16 protein-coding genes are annotated in these 17,654 nt (G+C 65.4%); 9 read left to right on the top strand and 7 right to left on the bottom strand.

Annotated elements, in window-relative coordinates:
• Window positions 1-3: 3 nt before the first annotated feature.
• On the bottom strand, window positions 4-567 hold the full coding sequence (locus XF30_RS20805; RefSeq protein WP_057029230.1) for a hypothetical protein: 564 nt from the start codon (window positions 565-567) through the stop codon (window positions 4-6).
• A 280-nt stretch (window positions 568-847) separates the two neighbouring features.
• On the opposite strand from XF30_RS20805, the gene rimO reads away from it, so the two are divergent.
• Window positions 848-2,167, top strand: coding sequence for a 30S ribosomal protein S12 methylthiotransferase RimO (rimO, locus tag XF30_RS20800; protein WP_109143706.1), 1,320 nt, complete (start codon window positions 848-850; stop codon window positions 2,165-2,167).
• Window positions 2,168-2,267: 100 nt separating this feature from the next.
• Here rimO and XF30_RS20795 read toward each other — a convergent pair whose 3' ends face one another.
• Window positions 2,268-3,209 (bottom strand): hypothetical protein, encoded by a 942-nt coding sequence (locus tag XF30_RS20795; protein WP_057029232.1) that lies wholly within the window; start codon window positions 3,207-3,209, stop codon window positions 2,268-2,270.
• 123 nt (window positions 3,210-3,332) lie between these two features.
• Between XF30_RS20795 and XF30_RS20790 the strand changes: the two genes are divergently transcribed.
• The 3 genes from XF30_RS20790 to XF30_RS20780 all read left to right on the top strand — a co-directional run bounded on the left by XF30_RS20790 (window position 3,333) and on the right by XF30_RS20780 (window position 6,191).
• Entirely contained in the window at window positions 3,333-3,992 is a 660-nt protein-coding gene (locus XF30_RS20790; RefSeq protein WP_244608986.1) for a tetratricopeptide repeat protein, read from the top strand.
• Window positions 3,993-4,089: 97 nt separating this feature from the next.
• Window positions 4,090-4,731, top strand: a complete 642-nt coding sequence (locus XF30_RS20785; protein WP_036028106.1) for a hypothetical protein — start codon at window positions 4,090-4,092, stop codon at window positions 4,729-4,731.
• 269 nt (window positions 4,732-5,000) lie between these two features.
• Window positions 5,001-6,191: an acetylornithine transaminase gene (locus XF30_RS20780; protein ID WP_109143704.1), complete on the top strand. Its 1,191-nt coding sequence runs from the start codon at window positions 5,001-5,003 to the stop codon at window positions 6,189-6,191.
• Between the two features lie 113 nt (window positions 6,192-6,304).
• Here the strand turns inward: XF30_RS20780 and XF30_RS20775 are convergent, their stop codons facing one another.
• From XF30_RS20775 to pcsA, 3 genes are all read right to left on the bottom strand, one after another.
• The gene (locus XF30_RS20775) at window positions 6,305-7,279 is read right to left on the bottom strand and encodes a quinone oxidoreductase family protein (RefSeq protein WP_109143703.1); all 975 of its coding nucleotides are present in this window, start codon (window positions 7,277-7,279) and stop codon (window positions 6,305-6,307) included.
• Between the two features lie 85 nt (window positions 7,280-7,364).
• Window positions 7,365-8,090 (bottom strand): TerC family protein, encoded by a 726-nt coding sequence (locus XF30_RS20770; RefSeq protein ID WP_036012482.1) that lies wholly within the window; start codon window positions 8,088-8,090, stop codon window positions 7,365-7,367.
• The gene (pcsA, locus tag XF30_RS20765) at window positions 8,087-8,866 is read right to left on the bottom strand and encodes a phosphatidylcholine synthase (protein WP_192893203.1); all 780 of its coding nucleotides are present in this window, start codon (window positions 8,864-8,866) and stop codon (window positions 8,087-8,089) included. Before pcsA ends, XF30_RS20770 begins: the two co-directional genes overlap by 4 nt.
• Before the next feature lie 87 nt (window positions 8,867-8,953).
• On the opposite strand from pcsA, the gene XF30_RS20760 reads away from it, so the two are divergent.
• On the top strand, window positions 8,954-10,138 hold the full coding sequence (locus XF30_RS20760) for a UbiH/UbiF family hydroxylase (RefSeq protein WP_109145794.1): 1,185 nt from the start codon (window positions 8,954-8,956) through the stop codon (window positions 10,136-10,138).
• 227 nt (window positions 10,139-10,365) lie between these two features.
• On the opposite strand, the gene XF30_RS20755 is transcribed toward XF30_RS20760, so the two are convergent.
• Complete coding sequence (locus tag XF30_RS20755) at window positions 10,366-11,319, bottom strand: AEC family transporter (protein WP_109143702.1); 954 nt, start codon at window positions 11,317-11,319, stop codon at window positions 10,366-10,368.
• A gap of 106 nt (window positions 11,320-11,425) precedes the next feature.
• On the opposite strand from XF30_RS20755, the gene hspQ reads away from it, so the two are divergent.
• Window positions 11,426-11,758 (top strand): heat shock protein HspQ, encoded by a 333-nt coding sequence (gene hspQ / locus XF30_RS20750; RefSeq protein WP_024341905.1) that lies wholly within the window; start codon window positions 11,426-11,428, stop codon window positions 11,756-11,758.
• A 75-nt stretch (window positions 11,759-11,833) separates the two neighbouring features.
• Here the strand turns inward: hspQ and XF30_RS20745 are convergent, their stop codons facing one another.
• Window positions 11,834-12,664, bottom strand: coding sequence for an invasion associated locus B family protein (locus tag XF30_RS20745; protein WP_036012492.1), 831 nt, complete (start codon window positions 12,662-12,664; stop codon window positions 11,834-11,836).
• A gap of 258 nt (window positions 12,665-12,922) precedes the next feature.
• On the opposite strand from XF30_RS20745, the gene XF30_RS20740 reads away from it, so the two are divergent.
• From XF30_RS20740 to XF30_RS20730, 3 genes are all read left to right on the top strand, one after another.
• Window positions 12,923-14,779 (top strand): extracellular solute-binding protein, encoded by a 1,857-nt coding sequence (locus XF30_RS20740; protein ID WP_192893433.1) that lies wholly within the window; start codon window positions 12,923-12,925, stop codon window positions 14,777-14,779.
• A gap of 4 nt (window positions 14,780-14,783) precedes the next feature.
• Window positions 14,784-16,286 (top strand): class I adenylate-forming enzyme family protein, encoded by a 1,503-nt coding sequence (locus tag XF30_RS20735; protein WP_109143701.1) that lies wholly within the window; start codon window positions 14,784-14,786, stop codon window positions 16,284-16,286.
• A gap of 87 nt (window positions 16,287-16,373) precedes the next feature.
• Entirely contained in the window at window positions 16,374-17,597 is a 1,224-nt protein-coding gene (locus tag XF30_RS20730; RefSeq protein ID WP_109143700.1) for a hypothetical protein, read from the top strand.
• Window positions 17,598-17,654: the final 57 nt, after the last annotated feature.

Genomic DNA, 17,654 nt, shown 5'->3' with positions numbered 1-17,654 from the left:
CTCTCACGGAATCTTCGCGCCAACGATCATCTTGTCGAGAAGTGGCACCGCGGCCAGCACCGCCGCCTCAGTGCGGCCGGAGACCGCTAGCCGCACGACGTAGGAATTGCCGTCCTTGTCGCGGTCGGCGTAATGCGCGATGACTTCGATCGGCTGGTCCTTCAAGGACGGATTGTCGTAGCGGTTGATGATGACCTTCGGGTTGACCGAGGGAAGCGTGGTGATCTTGGCATGGTCGCCGGATGTCGTCGCCCAATCCTTATCACTCGTTGCGATCCATTGAACCAGTTCGGTCCGGTCCTCGTTATAGCGGCCTTCGGCATAGATGATTGCTTCTGCTTTACCGAATGTCTTCCCTTTGGGAACGAACATCGATGCACCGTATTTGAGACTCGCGGCCTCATCCCTCGTCCACCCGTCGGGTGCCTTCACGCGAGGCCTGAATTCCGGACACAATCGTTCCTGCCGATCGCAGACATGGATGATCTTGTCGACTTCAGCGCGGGCCGGAAACATGGCGCCATAGGAAACGGTAACGAAAGCCAAGCCGAAGATGAAGCGGCGCATCGTGGTTAAGCTCCGTGAAATCAAGCAAGAAACCGAATAACAACCAAAACGGGCGTGTTCGAGCAATTCACCTCGGATCCTCCACTCGCTCGATCCGAATGAGCTTCCAGACCAGGAACCGTCAGTCAGTAATACCGTCGCTGGTGACTGGCCGATCACGCCAACTACGCGCGCGTACTGCTTTAGCCGCGCGCCGCATACGTTAGTTGTTGAATTTCGCCATCGGTTCAATTACTTGGATCGCAAATCCAGACAATTCAGATAGGCTCCAGGCGATTACATGGACAGAGCGCCGCGCATTTCATTCACGTCACTCGGGTGTCCCAAGGCCTTGGTGGATTCCGAGCGCATCATCACGCGGCTGCGCGCGGAGGGCTATGAGCTCGCCCGCAAGCATGACGGGGCGGACATCGTCATCGTCAACACCTGTGGCTTCCTCGACAGCGCCAAGCAGGAATCGCTCTCGGCGATCGGCGAGGCCATGGCCGAGAACGGCAAGGTGATCGTGACCGGCTGCATGGGCGCGGAACCGGAAGCGATCGAGCAGGCCTATCCGGGCGTGCTGTCCATCACCGGCCCGCAGCAATATGAGAGCGTGCTGAACGCCGTGCACCGCGCGCTGCCGCCGGCGCACAATCCGCATCTCGACCTGGTGCCGCCGCAGGGCATCAAGCTGACCCCGCGCCACTACGCCTATCTGAAGATTTCAGAGGGCTGCAACAACCGCTGCACCTTCTGCATCATTCCGAAGCTGCGCGGCGACCTCGTCTCGCGCCCCGCCGATGACGTGCTGCGCGAGGCCGAGCGCCTCGTCGGCGCCGGCGTCAAAGAGCTCCTGGTGATCTCGCAGGACACCTCAGCCTACGGCGTCGATCTCAAATATGCCGAGAGCCCGTGGAAGGACCGCCAGGTCCGCGCCAAATTCCTCGACCTCGCGCGCGAGCTCGGCGAGTTGGGAGCCTGGGTCCGGCTGCAATATGTCTACCCCTACCCGCATGTCGACAAGGTCATCGCGCTGATGAACGAGGGCAAGGTGCTGCCCTATCTCGACATCCCGTTCCAGCATGCGAGCCCCGAGGTGCTGAAGGCGATGAAGCGTCCGGCGGCGCAGGACAAGACGCTGGCGCGGATCAAGCGCTGGCGCGAGGAATGTCCCGATCTCGCCTTGCGCTCGACCTTTATCGTCGGCTTCCCCGGCGAGACCGATGCCGATTTCGCCCATCTGCTCGACTGGCTCGACGAGGCCGAGATCGACCGCGTCGGCTGCTTCAAATACGAGCCGGTCGCCGGCGCCACCTCGAACGCAATCGAGAATCCCGTCCCTGAAGAGGTCAAGCAGGAGCGCTACAATGCGCTGATGGCCCGGCAGCAGAAGATCTCGGCGCGCCGGCTGAAGCGCAAGGTCGGCACGCGCCAGCAGGTCATCATCGACGAGGTCGGCCCGACCGTCGCCAAGGGCCGCTCCAAAGTCGATGCGCCGGAGATCGACGGCGCGGTGTATCTGACCAGCCGCCGCCCCTTGCGCGTCGGCGAGATCGTCACGGCGAAGATCGAGCGCGCCGACGCATACGATCTGCACGGCAGCGTCGCGGGATTCTGACCGCGTTCCGTCATTGCGAGCGTAGCGAAGCAATCCAGAATCCCTCCGCGGGAACAGTCTGGATTGCTTCGCTACGCTCGCAATGACAGTGTGGAGACAATCACGCCAGCCATTTCGGCACCCAGCGCTCCGGCCTTGGTGCACGGGCGAGATCGGCTTTCGCCTCGGAGAGCAATGCCGGTTCGCCGTCGATGGTCGGGCGCGCATCGTATTCGAAGCTCGGCATGACGCGGCCGTCGGCGTAGAGGCCGAACCTCATCGCATACCATAACCCGAGCTCAGGCTGAGCCTTCCACATCTGTTCGCGCAGCTCGCGCAGCAGGGATTCGATCGAAGCGGCTTCCTCGAACGGCTGCGGCCCGCGCGTCAGCACGCGCGCTTGGTATTGCTTGCCGACGATTGCGACCTCGAAACGCGTCTTATCCCAGGCATTCTTGCCCTTGGGCAGATGGGCGGCCAGCCGCCAGCCGAGTTCGGCCATCATGCGATGGTTAGCCCAATAGTCCTCGCGGTCCCGGCTCCATTTTTCCATGAAGCCGCGGAAATCAGGCAGCTCCGGGGGCCCGTCGTCACAGGCCGCCTTGTCGCCAACGGGCTGTCCAGCGAGCCATTGCGCAAGTTCGACGGTCTGAGGCTCGACTTCGTCATGCGGCTTCAGATCGCTCCAGGCCCTGTCGAATTGCTGCGACGTCAGCCTCGTCAGCAGCGCATCGAGGCTCGGCGCCAGCAATTCGTAGTCACCCTCGGATCCCAGCCCGACGATCGGTGGATTGTCACGATCAAGACCCGCGCCATACCAGCCGCCGACGGCCGAGCCGTCAGGCAGGCGCATGAACAGCGAGAACCGGTCGCGCAAGGAACTGCCGTCGACGATCGGCGCGGAGTCCGAGAATTGGCCCTGCAGCGAGAAGCAGCCGACGCTGCCCCAGGGACGCCCCTTCAGCCAGGCCGCAAAGTCGACCAGCAGCGGCGGCGCCTCGATGCCAGGCGGAAACGCGCCGCGAATGCTGTCGAGGTCGATCGGATAGGGCGTATCGGACAAGGCTTTGAGCTATCTGGTTGGTCCCGCCTTCTTGGTCTGGGCGGTGATGCATTCGGTTCGAACCAAGTCGCGTCCTTCGATCACAAACGCGCTAGAGGCGCAATGGTTTCGACGCGAGAAACAATGAAACACGATGAAACGTCAGGGATTCTCCTCAAGCTGTCCGCACTCGGCCTGACGATAACCCTGCTCGCGCTGCCGGCCCCCGCCGACGCGCGATCACCATCCGCCGCGCAGGCCCGCCAGTGGTGCTTCGCAAATGACGGCGGAGACAGTGACGACCGGCGCTTCGCCGGCTGCTCGGCCCTGCTCAAGGCCAATCCCGACGATGTGCACGCGCTCGCCAATCGCGGCGAAATGTTTCGGCGACGTGGCGAGCCCGAGCGCGCCGTGGCGCTGGCACTCGACGATTACGACCGCTCCATCAGAGCGAATGCGAACCGCGCGGACGTGTTCAATTCGCGCTGCTTCACCCGCGCGATCGTCGGCCGCCTGCAGGAGGCGCTGGCCGATTGCGAGCAGTCGCTCAAGATGGCTCCCAACGATGCCTACACGCTGGACAGCCGCGCCCTTGCCCATCTCAAGCTCGGCAACCTCGACGCGGCGATCGCCGATTACGATGCCGCGCTGAGCATCAAGCCGGGGCTCGACGGCTCGCTCTACGGCCGCGGACTGGCGAAGCGCAAGAACGGTGACAGCGAAGGCGCCGAGCGCGACATCGCGGCCGCAAAGGCGATCAACGCCGGCATCGCCGATGTGTTCTCGCACTATGGCGTGGAGTAAGCGTCACGTTAGGAATGTGACACTATAATGCATTCACGCAGCGGTCACGGACTCGGCCTAACTCTGCCCGCGTCTTCAACGCGAGCGAGGGATGAGGATGAGCCGCCTCTCGGACATGCTGCGCACGCAGCGCTTCGACGATTACCGCTTCTACCACCAAAGCACCGTCAACCAGACGCTGCACCTGATCAGCGCCGTCATCTTCCTCGGCTGCTATGCCCTGCTGTTCAAGGACCCTGCTCTCGCCGGCATCGTCGGCTGGCTCGCGATGCTGACGCGGCAGACCGGGCATTTCTTCTTCGAGCCGAACGGCTATGACGCCGTCAACGGCGTCAGCAACGAACACAAGGAAGCGATCAAGGTCGGCTACAATCAGGCCCGCAAGATCGTGCTGCTGCTGGTCTGGGGCAGTGCGCCGCTAGCGCTGTTCGCCTTTCCGACGCTGTTCGGATTGTTCGATGCGCCGGCGTCCCGCCTCGATTTCGTCCGGCATGTCGGCGCGCTCTGGCTCGCCATCGGCATCGGCGGCGGACTTGCGCGCATGCTGCAGCTCTTCGCCACCCGCGACGTCACCACGGGCTTGGTCTGGGTGTTCAAGGTGCTGACCGACCCCTTCCACAACATCGCGCTGTACTGGAATTCGCCGCTCAAGCTGCTGCGGGGCGAGCTGATCGACACCGCAATCGCGGACGCGGATTGGGGCGATGCAGAGGCCGAGGAAGCCGCGCACCCGACCTGACCGATGCACGCTCGGCGTGCATCTTGAAAAAAGCCTGCTTGACAAGTCCTGCCATTCGGCTGTACGGACGCGCCCCATGATCAACGCCCGGACCAACCAGCGCACCGAAATGCTCCGCCGTCGCTCCCGCGACGACGAGAGGGTGCGCCATGTCCGAGGACGCCGCTGAACCACTGAATTCAGCTAGTTTTCGAGAAGGCCGCACCCGCAAGGTGCGGCCTTTCTGCTTTTTGCGCCCTTTTTCCACCCCGCCTCCAGAGGAGTACGACATGACCACGCATCCGTATGACGCGCTGATGCACATCACCGCACGGCCAAAGACCGTGTTCGTCCGCGGCGCCGGCTCCTACCTCTGGGACGACAGCCGCAAGCGCTATCTCGACTTCGTGCAGGGCTGGGCCGTGAACTGCCTCGGCCATTCCCCGCCCGCGATCGCCGACGCGCTCGCAGCTCAGGCCAAGCGGCTGCTGACGCCGAGCCCGGCCTTCTACAACGAGCCGAGCCTGAAGCTGGCGCAGGCGCTGGTCGAGCACAGCGCGTTCGATCAGGTGTTCTTCGCCAATTCGGGCGCTGAAGCGAACGAAGGCGCGATCAAGCTCGCGCGCAAATATGGCAGCCTGCACAAAGGCGGCGCGTTCGAGATCATCAGCTTCGAAGGCGGCTTCCACGGTCGGACGCTGGCGACGATGTCGGCCTCGGGCAAGAAAGCGTTCGAGCCGCTGTTCGAGCCGAAGGTCGCGGGCTTCAAGAAGGCCAAGCTCAACGACATCGGCTCGGTCGAAGCCCTGATCAACGCCAACACCGTCGCCGTGATGCTCGAGCCGATCCAGGGTGAATCCGGCGTGTGGCCTGCGACCGATCAGTTCCTGCAGCAGCTGCGCGCGCTGACCGAGGCGCACGGCCTTTTGCTCATCTTCGACGAGATTCAGACCGGCATGGGCCGGACCGGAAAGCTCTTCCATTACGAGCACACCGGCATTGCGCCCGACATCATGACGCTCGGCAAGGGCATCGGCGGCGGCGTGCCGCTCGCGGCCCTGCTCGCGACCGAACGCGCGTCATGCTTCGAGCACGGCGACCAGGGCGGCACGTTCAACGGCAATCCGATCATGTGCGCGGCAGGACTTGCGGTGCTCGAGGAGGTCAAGAAGCCGGACTTCCTGAAACAGGTCGCCGAGACCGGCCTCCTGCTCGAAAGCGAACTGCAGAAGGTCTCGGCCCGGCATGGCCTCGGTGGCGTGCGCGGACGCGGCCTGTTGCTCGCGCTCGATCTCAAGCTGCCGATCGCACCCGGCATCGTCGCGCAGGCGTTCGAGGCCGGCGTCCTGCTGAACGCCCCGCAGGTCGACAGCTTGCGCTTCATGCCGGCGCTGAACGTCACGAAGGAAGAGATCGCCGAGATGATCGAATGTCTCGACGCGATCTTGACCAAGGCCGGCGCGGCAAGACGCGTCGCGTAGTGCTGTAGGGCGGGCAAAGCGAAGCGTGCCCACCATTTTTCACCGCAATGAAGATGGTGGGCACGGCGCTCCGCGCCTTTGCCCGCCCTACGAAACCGCCGATGCCGAAAGAGCTACGGCTTCAAGATCGAAGCCCCGGTGGTCTTGCGGCTTTCGAGATCGACATGCGCCTTGGCGGCGTCCTTGAGCGCGTAGGCGTGGTTGATCGGCACGTGCAGCTTGCCGTTGATCACCGCGGCGAACAGCGTGTCGGCACCTTCGAGCAGTTCCTTGCGCGTGCCGACATAATCGTTGAGCTTCGGCCGCGTCGCGAACAGCGAGCCGTGATTGTTGAGCTCGGCGATCGCGAACGGCGGCACGGGGCCCGAAGCATTGCCGAACGAGACGAACATGCCGCGCGGCTTCAGGCACGACAGCGAGCCCGGGAACGTCGCCTTGCCGACGCCGTCATAGACGACGTCGCAGCCCTCGTTACGGCTGATCTGCTTCACGCGCGCAACGAAATCCTCCTCGTTGTAGAGGATGACGTGATCGCAGCCATTGGCCTCCGCAAGCTCGGCCTTCTCGCGCGAGCCGACGGTGCCGATGACATGCGCGCCAAGCGCCCTCGCCCATTGGCAGGCGAGCAGGCCGATGCCGCCGGCGGCGGCGTGGACCAGCACGCGATGATGCGGCTCGACCTTGAAGGTCTTGTGCAGGAGATACCAGACCGTCAGCCCCTTCAACATCAGCACGGCACCCTGCTCGTAGGTGATGTGATCGGGCAGTTTGACCAGCTTCTCCCAGGGGATGTTGCGCTCGCCGGTATAGGCGCCGAGATTGTGGTAATAGGCGACGCGGTCGCCGGGATGAAAATTCGTCACGCCTGGCCCGACCGCGACCACCTCGCCGGAGGCCTCATTGCCGGCGATGAAGGGCAGCCCCGGCGCCTTGTAGAGGCCGGTGCGGTAATAGACGTCGATGAAATTGAGGCCGACCGCGTGCTGGCGGATGCGCACCTCGCCGGGCCCGGGCGCCGGCACGTCGACGCTCTCATAGACCAGGGCTTCGGGGCCTCCGACCTTGTGCACACGGATGGCTTTCGTCATCACCTGACCTCCTCTTCGTGCGGCTGAGCGAAAGCTATCGCGCCCGCCTTGTCAACTCGACGCCGACTGGAACGACCCAACGCGACTACTTGGCGGCTTTCCGGCGGTTGCGCCTGGCCAGCACGTTGAAGAACTCCACCGCCGCCGAGAACGCTATTGCGAAATAGATGTAGCCGCGCGGAATGTGGAAGTGGAATCCGTCCGCAACCAGCGCGACGCCGATCAACACCAGGAAGGCCAGTGCCAGCATCTTGGTGGTCGGATGCTCCGCGACGAATCGCGCCACCGGACCCGCCGAAACGTACATGACCGCGCATGCGATCACGACCGCCGCGATCATGATCTTGATGTCCTCGGCCATGCCGATCGCAGTGATGATCGAGTCCAGCGAGAACACGATGTCGATGATCACGATCTGGACGATCACCCAGAAGAAGGCGCTGCCTGTGGAGTCCTTCTCGCTCGCGTCGTGATCGGATTCGACCTCGCCGTGAATCTCATGTGTGGCCTTGGCGATCAGGAAGAGGCCGCCGCCGATCAGGATGAGATCGCGCCAGGAAAAAGCATAGCCCTGAATCGAGAGCACCGGAGCGGTCAGGCCGATCAGCCAGACCAGGAGACTGAGCAGGATGAGGCGAAAGACCAGTGCCAGCGCAAGCCCGATCTGGCGGGCGCGCTGCGCCGGTTTCTCGGGAAGGCGCGAGACGAGCACCGAGATGAAGATGACGTTGTCGATGCCGAGCACGATCTCGAGCGCCGTCAAGGTGAGCAGCGCGGCCCAGGCTTCCGGGCTGGTCAGCAGCTCCATCACGCCGATAATCTCGCCAGGGATTTCGCCAACCGGATCAAGGCATCGCTGAAGCTGATCCAGAGCGCGATGGCGCAGAGCACGACGGTCACCCCGGTGCCGACGCGGAAATCCATCTGCAGGGTGTAGAAGGCGAGCACCGCCCAGATCGCGATCAGCGACATCGTCAGCCAGCGCAGCCGCACGACCCTGACAGGGTGCAGCACATGGAACGGCACGAAAGTCAGCACGACCAGCGCAGCGACCAGCAGCGTCGACCACAGCGGCGGCCAATGCAGCAGGAACAGATAGAACGCGGCCGCGTTCCAAAGCGCCGGGAAGCCGCGGAAATGATTGTCGTCGGCCTTCATGCGCTGGTCGGCGAAATACAACGCGCTGGTCACGATGATGGCGATGCCGAGCAAGGGAGCCGCGACCGGCAGCAGCATGCCGCTCGCGACGATCGCATAGGCCGGCACGAAAACATAGGTGCAGAAGTCGACCACGAGATCGAGCACGTCGCCCGACCAGTTCGGCTGCACGTTCTTGACGTCGAGCCGCCGCGCGATCGGCCCGTCGATCGCGTCGATGATCAGGGCGACGCCCAGCCATTGAAACATCGCCGCCCAGTGCTCGCGCACGGCCTCCAGCATCGCCAGGAGCGCGATTGCCGCGCCGAAGGCGGTGAAGATGTGTACCGAGAAGGCTGCGGCGCGGATCACCGGTCTCGGCTTCAGGGAATCCTGCTGAATATCCATGGCTTCTGCTATCAGAATGCGACCGGTTTGCACATCCGCCATTGCGGCGCACGATCGCAAAATTCGCCATAAAATCAGGGAAATATAGGTGGGCTTGAATTTGCCGCCCGGCGTGTCAAATGTCGTTCCATGATAGACGCATCGACACTCCATGACGCGGCCGTGATCGGCGGCGGACCTGCCGGCCTTGCCGCGGCGATCGCCCTGGCGCAGGCGGGTGCCCGGACCGCACTGGTGGCGCGCCGCGTTCCCTATGCCGACAATCGCACCACCGCATTGCTCGGCGCCTCCATCGATCTGTTGGAAGGCCTCGACGTCTGGTCGCGCTGCAGGGACAAGGCGGCTGCGCTGGAAGTCATGCGCCTCGTCGACGACACCGGCCGGCTGTTCCGCAGCCCCGAGGTGCGCTTCTCCTGTCACGAAATCGGCCTCGATGCGTTCGGCTACAACATCGACAACCGCTCGCTGATGCTGGCGCTGGAAGCGCGCGCGGCCGAGCTGCCCAATCTGGTCCGCTTCGACGACGAGGCCGAAAGCGTCGTCATCGAAGCCGACGACGTCGCGCTGCGCACGGCGTCCGGACAGTTTCTCTCGGCGCGCCTCGTGGTCGGCGCCGACGGCCGGCACTCGCTGTGCCGCGAGGCCGCCGGCATCGCGGTGGCGCGGCGCGAGCTGAACCAGACCGCGCTGACCTTCAACGTCGGCCATAGCAGGCCGCATCGCAACGTCTCGACCGAGTTCCACACGCCGCACGGGCCTTGCGTGTTCGTGCCCCTGCCCGGCGACCGCTCCAGCATCGTCTGGGTCTCGGCGCCTGCGGAGGCCGAACGGCTGCGCGGCTTGAGCGACGAGGAGCTGTCTGCGGCGATCGAGAAGCAGTCGCATTCGATCCTGGGACGGATGAATGTGGAGCCGGGGCGCAACCTGTTCCCGCTCGCGATCGAGCGTCCGAAATGCTTCGGCCGCGACCGTATCGCGTTGGTTGGCGAAGCCGCCCATGTGGTGCCGCCGATCGGCGCCCAGGGCCTCAATCTCGGCCTGCGCGATGCCGCCGACATTGCCCGGCTCGCGGGCGAGGCCATCGCCGCGGGACAGGATCCCGGCGCCGACGATGTGCTCAAGCGCTATGACCGCGCGCGGCGTCCGGACATCTTGAGCCGTACCTTTGCGATCGACATCGCCAACCGCTCCTTGCTCAACGACTTCCTGCCGCTCCAGCCCGTCCGCGCCGTCGGCATGCACCTCCTCGGCGCCATCGGCCCGCTCCGCCGCTTCGCCATGCGCGAAGGCCTGACGCCGACCTGGCGCAGGTAGCTCCGAAGCGCGTTAGGTTGGACGACTTCACCGCTGGCTCGGTGCAACCTCTCCCGCTTGCGGGGGAGGTCGGCGCGAAGCGCCGGGTGGGGGCTCTCTCCGCGACGGGATTTTTTCTGCACTCTCGACAATCCCGACGCGGAGAGAGCCCTCTCCCCGACCCTCTCCCGCAAGCGGGAGAGGGAGCGCACCGGCCCGCGGAAGAGATCAAGCCAATCTCATCACCATCAAGGAAACGCCAGCCGTCCCGTCTGGATCGCCCACATCACGCTGGTCAGCGTGACCACCGACGCGAAGGTGCCGAGCAGGACCGCGACCGAGGCGGACTCGATCCAGGCATCGTTCTGCCGGGCGATGACGAACACGTTGAGCGCCGGCGGCAGCGCGGCCATCAGCACGGCGGTGGCGGCCCAGGGCTGCGCGAACGGGCCGAACGCCAGCATCAGGGCGAACGCCGCGAACGGATGGATCAGCAGCTTGACCGCGATCACGCCCGGCACCTCCCACGGCACCCGATCGAACGGACGGAGCGCCACGGTCACGCCGAGCACGAACAGCGCGGTCGGCGCGGCCGCGTTCTGCAGGAAGGTGATGGTGCGGTCGAGCGCGACCGGCAGCTCGATATGCAGCGCCGCCACCGCCGCGCCGAAGCAAGCCGACATGATCAGCGGATTGAGCACGATCTGCTTCAGCACGACGCCGAAAGCATGGACGAGCGAGGGATGGTCGCGGTCAGAAAGCTCGATCAAGAGCGGCACGATCGTGAACAGGAAGATGCTGTCGCAGCAGAAGATCAGCGCGGTCGGCGCAGCCGCCTTCGGCCCCAGCACCGCAAGTGCGAGGCCCGGGCCCATATAGCCGATATTGCCGTAGCCGCCGGAGAGGCCCGCGAGCGTCGCTTCGCGCAGCGTCAGCCGTCCGAATAGCTTGCCGACCACCAGTGCCAGCGTGAATGCCGCGACCGTCGCCAGCGTCGTCGCCACCAGGAACGGCGGGTTATTCAATTCCGAAAACGGCGTCTTCGACATGATCGCAAACAGCAGCGCCGGCAGCGACACGTAGAGCAGGAAGAAGTTCATCCAGGCGAGCCCCGATTCCGGGATGGACTTGACCTTCCCGCAAGCGAAACCGACGAAGATCAAGCCGAAATAAGGCAGCGCCAGATTGAGGATATCGACCATTGCTGAAGTTTTTTCTGAAGGCTTGGGGGCTATCCGCCCCGGAGACGAAGGTTAATTCCAGCTGAGGGCACTAGCATCGGCCACAATCCTGGTCTATCGACGGGGGATGATTAAAGCGCGGACCGCCAAATTCCAGATCGGACAGGTCGTTCGCCACCGGATCTTCTCGTTCCGGGGGGTGATTTTCGACATCGATCCGGAATTCAACAACACCGAGGAATGGTGGTTGTCGATTCCCGAGGAAGTGCGGCCCCACAAGGACCAGCCGTTCTATCACCTGCTCGCGGAGAACGCGGAATCCGAATACGTCGCCTATGTCTCGGAGCAGAACCTGTTGCCGGACGATTCCGGCGAGCCGGTCCGGCATTCCCAGGTCGCCGAGATCTTCGTCAAGGACAAGGCCGGCGGCTATCGCCCGCGCAATCCCTCGCTGAACTGATCGTCGCCGATCGTCGGCCAGCAAAAAAGGCGCTCGAACCGAGCGCCTTTTTTCACGTCCGGGATTTGCTCCCGATTACTTCTGACCGGTCGGAGCCGCGCCCGGTGCGCCACCACCCTGCTGCTCGAGCTTCTTGCGCTGCTCTTCGGCCTTCTTCTGCAGCTCTTCCTGCAGCTTCTTCTGGGTTTCCTCGAACACCTTCGGATCGGTCGGCGGACCGTCATAGGCCTTCTGGAATTCGCCGGCGAGCGGCAGCGGCAGCGTCAGCGGCGCGCCGTTGGCATTGATCGCCTGGACAACGAGATTCTGGCCCTTCTTCATGTTGTTGATGAGCTCGGGCGTGGCCTCGTAGTCGGACATGCAGCCGTTCTGGAAGCAGATCACATAGGGCTGCTGCAGCGGCGCGTTGCTGTCGACGATGATGCGGGTGCCGTGCACGAGCTGCATGCCGAGCGGCAGCGTCACGCGCAGGATCTTCTTGGGCTCGCCTTCCGGCTCGATGATCACGGCCGCGATGACCGGCTGGCCCGATTCGATGCGGCCGTCCTTGCCGGTGAAGCAGACCTGCTTGGCATTGGCGTCCTGGCCCTTGAGGCAGAACTTGGTCCAGGGCGCATAGATCAGCTGGATCTGCTGATCGGCGGGCTGAGCTGCGCCCTGTTGCGGGGCGCCTTGCTGCGGGGGAGCCTGCGGGGATGCTGCGGGCGCCGGAGCCTTGGGAGCTGCCTTGGGAGCAGCCGCCTTCGGAGCCGGGGCCGGGGAGGCCTTGGGCGCGGCGGGGGCGCCGGGGGCCGGCGCAGGGGTCTGGGCCTCGGCGGCAAACGGAACGGCCAACGCCGTCGCCGTCAACAGGGCGAGAAGTCGCCCGCGCGGCCGGACGGACGCGGCCAAGTAACGGAAATTCATTGCGGAAAACCCTTTCTGAACGGGAAGTGCCCGAACCGCTCCGAAGCGCCGAACCTGGCCGCCTTGGGCGCGGCTCTCTCCCCGTCAATTGAGGCGGATAAGTGACGGTCTCGACGCTGTTGCGCGATTGGGTGCCTTCTTAACGTGGCCGACGAAAAGATCAATGCCGACAAGCGTCTTTGGCCGGTCTGGCGCGAAAGCCCCATCAAATTCCCTGTGATAAGATTCGCCCGACGGTCCTCGAATCACCTTGTGCCGATGTTCATGTTCCAGCGCCTCTTCGAGGGCCCCGGCCTCCGCCTCTATACCCTTGCCCTTGCCCTTGCCCTTGCGCTTGCCGGGATGCTGTCGGCAGGCACCGCCGCGGCCGAGGAGGCCCACGCGATCGCCATGCACGGCAAGCCGGCGATGCCCGCCGACTTCAGCCACATGCCCTACGCCGACCCCGATGCCCCCAAGGGCGGCCGTCTGACCTGGGGCATTCTCGGCACCTTCGACAGCCTCAATCCCTTCATCGTGAGGGGATTGGCGGTGCAGCCGGTCCGCAACTACGTGGTCGAGAGCCTGCTGGCGCGCGGGCAGGACGAGCCGTTCACGCTTTATGGCCTGCTCGCCAGGACCGTCGAAACCAATGACGAGCGAAGCTTCGTCACCTTCCGTCTCGATCCTCGCGCCCGCTTCTCCGACGGCAAGCCGGTCACGGCCGAGGACGTGCTGTTCTCCTGGCAGCTGCTGCGCGACCGCGGCCGCCCCAATCACCGGCAATACTACGGCAAGGTCGCCAAGGCCGAAGCGCCCGACCCCCTCACCGTCCGATTCGACCTGACAGGCGCCAACGACCGCGAGCTGCCGCTGATTCTCGGCCTGATGCCGATCCTGCCGAAGCACGCCATCGACGTCGCGACCTTCGAGGAAACGACGCTGACGGCGCCGATTGGCTCAGGCCCCTATCGCGTCACGGCGGTGAAGCCCGGCGCCAGCGTGACACTCACGCGCAATCCCGATTATTGGGGCCGCGACCTCGCCATCAATCGCGGGCTCTACAATTTCGACGAGATCCGGCTCGACTATTTTCGCGAGGCCAACGGGCAGTTCGAGGCGTTCAAGCGCGGCCTCTACGATTTCCGCGTTGAGCACGAGCCGCTGCGCTGGCACGACGGCTACGATTTTCCAGCCGCCAAAAGCGGCGAGGTGATCCGCGACACCGTCAAGCCCGGCCTGCCGCAGCCGTCCGAATTCCTGGTGTTCAACACCCGCCGTCCTGTCTTCGCCGACATCCGTGTGCGGCAGGCTCTGACGCTGCTGCTCGATTTCGAGCTGGTGAACCGCAGCTATTTCTTCGGGCTCTATTCGCGCGTGGCCGGCTATTTCGCCGGCTCGGAGCTATCAGCCTATGGCAAGCCTGCGGATGCGCGCGAGCGTGAGCTGCTCAAACCGTTCGCCGCACGGATGCCGCCCGACATCCTGGACGGCAGCTACCGCCTGCCGGTCACTGACGGATCAGGCCGCGACCGCACCACGCTGCGCGCCGCGCTGAAGCTGCTGTCGCAGGCCGGCTACGATCTCGACGGCACCGTGCTGCGCAATCGCGCGACCAAGAGCCCCTTCACCTTCGAGATCATGGTCACGACGCGCGACCAGGAGCGCATCGCGCTCGCCTTCCAGCGCGACCTCAGACGCGCCGGCATCGAGGCCAGCGTGCGCTCGGTCGATCCCGTGCAATTCGACCAGCGCCGGCTCGCCTACGAGTTCGACATGATCCAGAACCGCTGGGACCAGTCGCTGTCGCCCGGCAACGAGCAGTACTTCTATTGGGGCAGTGCGGCGGCGGACAATCCGGGCACCCGCAACTACATGGGCGCGAGGGATCCCGCCGTCGATGCCATGATCGCCGCCCTGCTCGAGGCCCGTGAACATACGGATTTCGTTGCGGCGGTGCGCGCGCTCGACCGCGCTCTGATCGCGGGCTTCTACACAATCCCGCTGTTTAACGTATCGGAGCAATGGATCGCGCGCTGGAATCGGATAGAACGGCCCAAGACCACCTCGCTCTCGGGCTATTTGCCGGAGACCTGGTGGTCGAAGGGGCAGCCGCAAGCTCATCAAGCGAAGTGACGCCGTGAACCAGCCAGCAATATCGCCGACGCTCGACACATTGTTTCAGCGCACGCTGATGCGGCAGCCCCACGCGACCGCCCTGCTCGATCCGCTCAACAAGGCACGCATCACCGGGCACCGGCCGCGGCGGATGACCTATACCGAGGCCGATACCGCCATCGAGGCGCTGTCGGCGCATTTCGTCGAATCCGGCCTGCCCGCCAATTCCGTGATCGCGATCCAGTTGCCCAACACGGTCGAGTTCGTGCTGACCGTGCTCGCCGCCCATCGCGCCGGCCTCGTCGTCGCCGTGCTGCCGCTGCTCTGGCGCCATGCGGAACTGACCGCAGCGCTGAACCGCACCGCCGCGCGCGCCATCGTTACCATGAGCACGGTCGACGGCGTCAGCTATGCCGATCTCGCCATGCACGCCGCGGCCGAGGCGTTCTCGATCCGGCACGTCTACGGCTTCGGAAGCGACCTGCCCGAAGGCATGGCTTCGCTCGACGACGTCCTGGCGCGCCCGCCCGGCACCACGCGCGCCGTGATCCAGGACGGCCGCAAGGCGGCCATGATCTCCTTCGACGTCACGGCGGAGGGCTTCCGTCCGGTGCCGCGGCCGCATTTCAGCCTGATCGCGGGCGGCCTTGCGATGTCGCTCGAAGCCGACATCAAGCAGGGCGCGACCGTGATGGCGGCGTTCACGCCGATGTCGTTCGCAGGGCTCGCCTCCTCGCTCGCGGTGTGGCTGCTCTCGGGCGGCACGATGGCGCTGCATCATCCGTTCGAGAACGATGTGCTGGAGCAGCAGATCAACGAGCACGAATGCGAGGTGCTGATCGCGCCGGCGCAGCTCGCGCTGCGGCTCGGCGATGCCGACCTCGCGGCGCGGATGCCGACTTTGCGCAACGTCATCGGCCTGTGGCGCGCGCCCGAGCAGGTCGCGGCGAGCGATGCCTGGATTGCGCCGCATGCGCCGCTGACCGACGTCTACCTGTTCGGCGAGGCCGGATTGTTCGGCGCCCGCCGCGGCGAGGACGGCATGCCGGTGCCGGTGATGCCGGGGCCGCACGGCGCTCCGCGCGAGCAGTCCGGCTCCTCCATCGCCGGCGAGATCCTGCTGACGCCGAAGGGCACGCTTGGCCTGCGCGGCGCGATGGTGCCGATCGCGGCCTACGCCCCGCCGCAGCCGGTCGGCGAGACGCTGACGGCGCAGCCGCCGCGCGACTATGTCGACACCGGCTATGCCGCGCGGCTCGATCGCCCGAGCGGCGCGATCTGCATCACAGCGCCGCCCTCCGGCATCATGGCGGTCGGCGGCTATCGCTTCCTCTCAAACGACCTGCAGGAATGGGCGCGCCGGCTCGGCCAGGGCGCGCTGCTCACGGCGCTGCCCGACCGCCTCTCCGGCCACCGGCTCGCCGGGCGCGCCCAGGACAATGCCCGCGCCCGCGAGGCGCTCAGCGAGCTCGGGCTTAACCCCCTGATGGTCGAGGCTTTTCGCGACCGCTCCGGGCCGGTCTAGGCGCGGTTTCAGCGCCTGCGTTGACGCAGCATTAAGGCGGCCAAACTAGATTGCGGCGGCAAATTGTTGCGCGATCAGAGTTTTTACATGTCCCAGGCGGGCCCGATCCTGTTTGTGTCCGATGCCGAACGCCCCGCCTTCGTGGCGGCGCTGGACGAGGCCCGGCTCTTTCCCGTCGTCGACACCGACTGGACCAGCGCGCCGCGCGCGGTCGAAGAGGTGCAGCCGGCCGCGGTTCTCGCTGCGGTCCATGCCGGACACGAGCCGCATGTGACGCGGCTCGCAAAGACGATCACCGCTCAATCGCCTTACCTGCCCTTCGTGGCCCTGGATGCGGCGGGCACGCTGCCGCACAACGCCCTGCCCTTCTCCTCGCGCGGCGGCAATCCCGACCGGCTGATCGCGCGGCTCCGGGCGGCGCTGCGCGTGCGGACATTACACGCAACGGTTCTGCGCCGGCTGCCCGAAGTGAAAATCGCGCTGCCGCAGGGCGATCCCGCACGCGATGCCACCGTGCTCCTGATCGGCCGCGGCGCGGCTTACCCTGCGCTCTCCGTCGCGTTCGGCGAACGCGTCGGCGTGGTCGGTGCGCTCTCGATCGAGGCTGCCGCGAAACACCTCAACACCCGCGATCTCGACGGCGTCGTGCTCGCCGAAGGTTTTACCGCGCGCGTGACCGATGCGTTTCTGACCGTGCTCGCCGAGGACACCCGCTTCCGCAGCCTGCCCGTGGTCGTCACCGCCCACCAGCTCACCCAGAGCTACGACCTTCCCAATCTCGAGCTGATCACCGGCGAGCCGCCGAGGATCGCCGCCAACGCACTGCCCTTGATCCGCCAGCACGCCATGGAAGCGCAGCTGAGCCGCACGCTGCGCTCGATCGATGCCGGCGGCTGGCTCGATCCGCGCAGCGGCCTGCTCACGGTGGAAGCCTTCGCCCGCGATTTCGCCAAGGCGGTCGAGCAGACGCTCGCCCGCGGCGGCGGCCTGTCGGTCGCGCGCTTCGCCTTCGATCCCAACAATCCCCGCGCCCAGCTCGACGCCGCCCGCATCCTCAGCCGCCTGATGCGGCAGATGGATTTTGGCGCCGCGCAGAAGGACGGCTCGGTCATCGTCGTGTTCGCCGAGACCGACTTCCGCACCGCGCATATGATCGCGCGCCGCCTGTCGGCGGTGATGCGGCACACCTCCAACGGCAAGCACGAGATGCGCAGCGATCCCGTGGTCAGCGTGGACTCGCTGTCGCCGTCGGATACGGCAAGGTCCTTGCTGGCGCGACTGTCGGCGGACGCGTCAAGGGCGGCGTCTTAGCTTTCTCGCGGGCTGTCGCAATAACCACCGTCATTGCGAGCGCAGCGAAGCAATCCA

The sequence above is a fragment of the Bradyrhizobium sp. SUTN9-2 genome (assembly GCF_003122645.1).
GTDB lineage: Bacteria > Pseudomonadota > Alphaproteobacteria > Rhizobiales > Xanthobacteraceae > Bradyrhizobium > Bradyrhizobium yuanmingense.
This window is presented reverse-complemented; position numbering and strand designations above follow the sequence as displayed.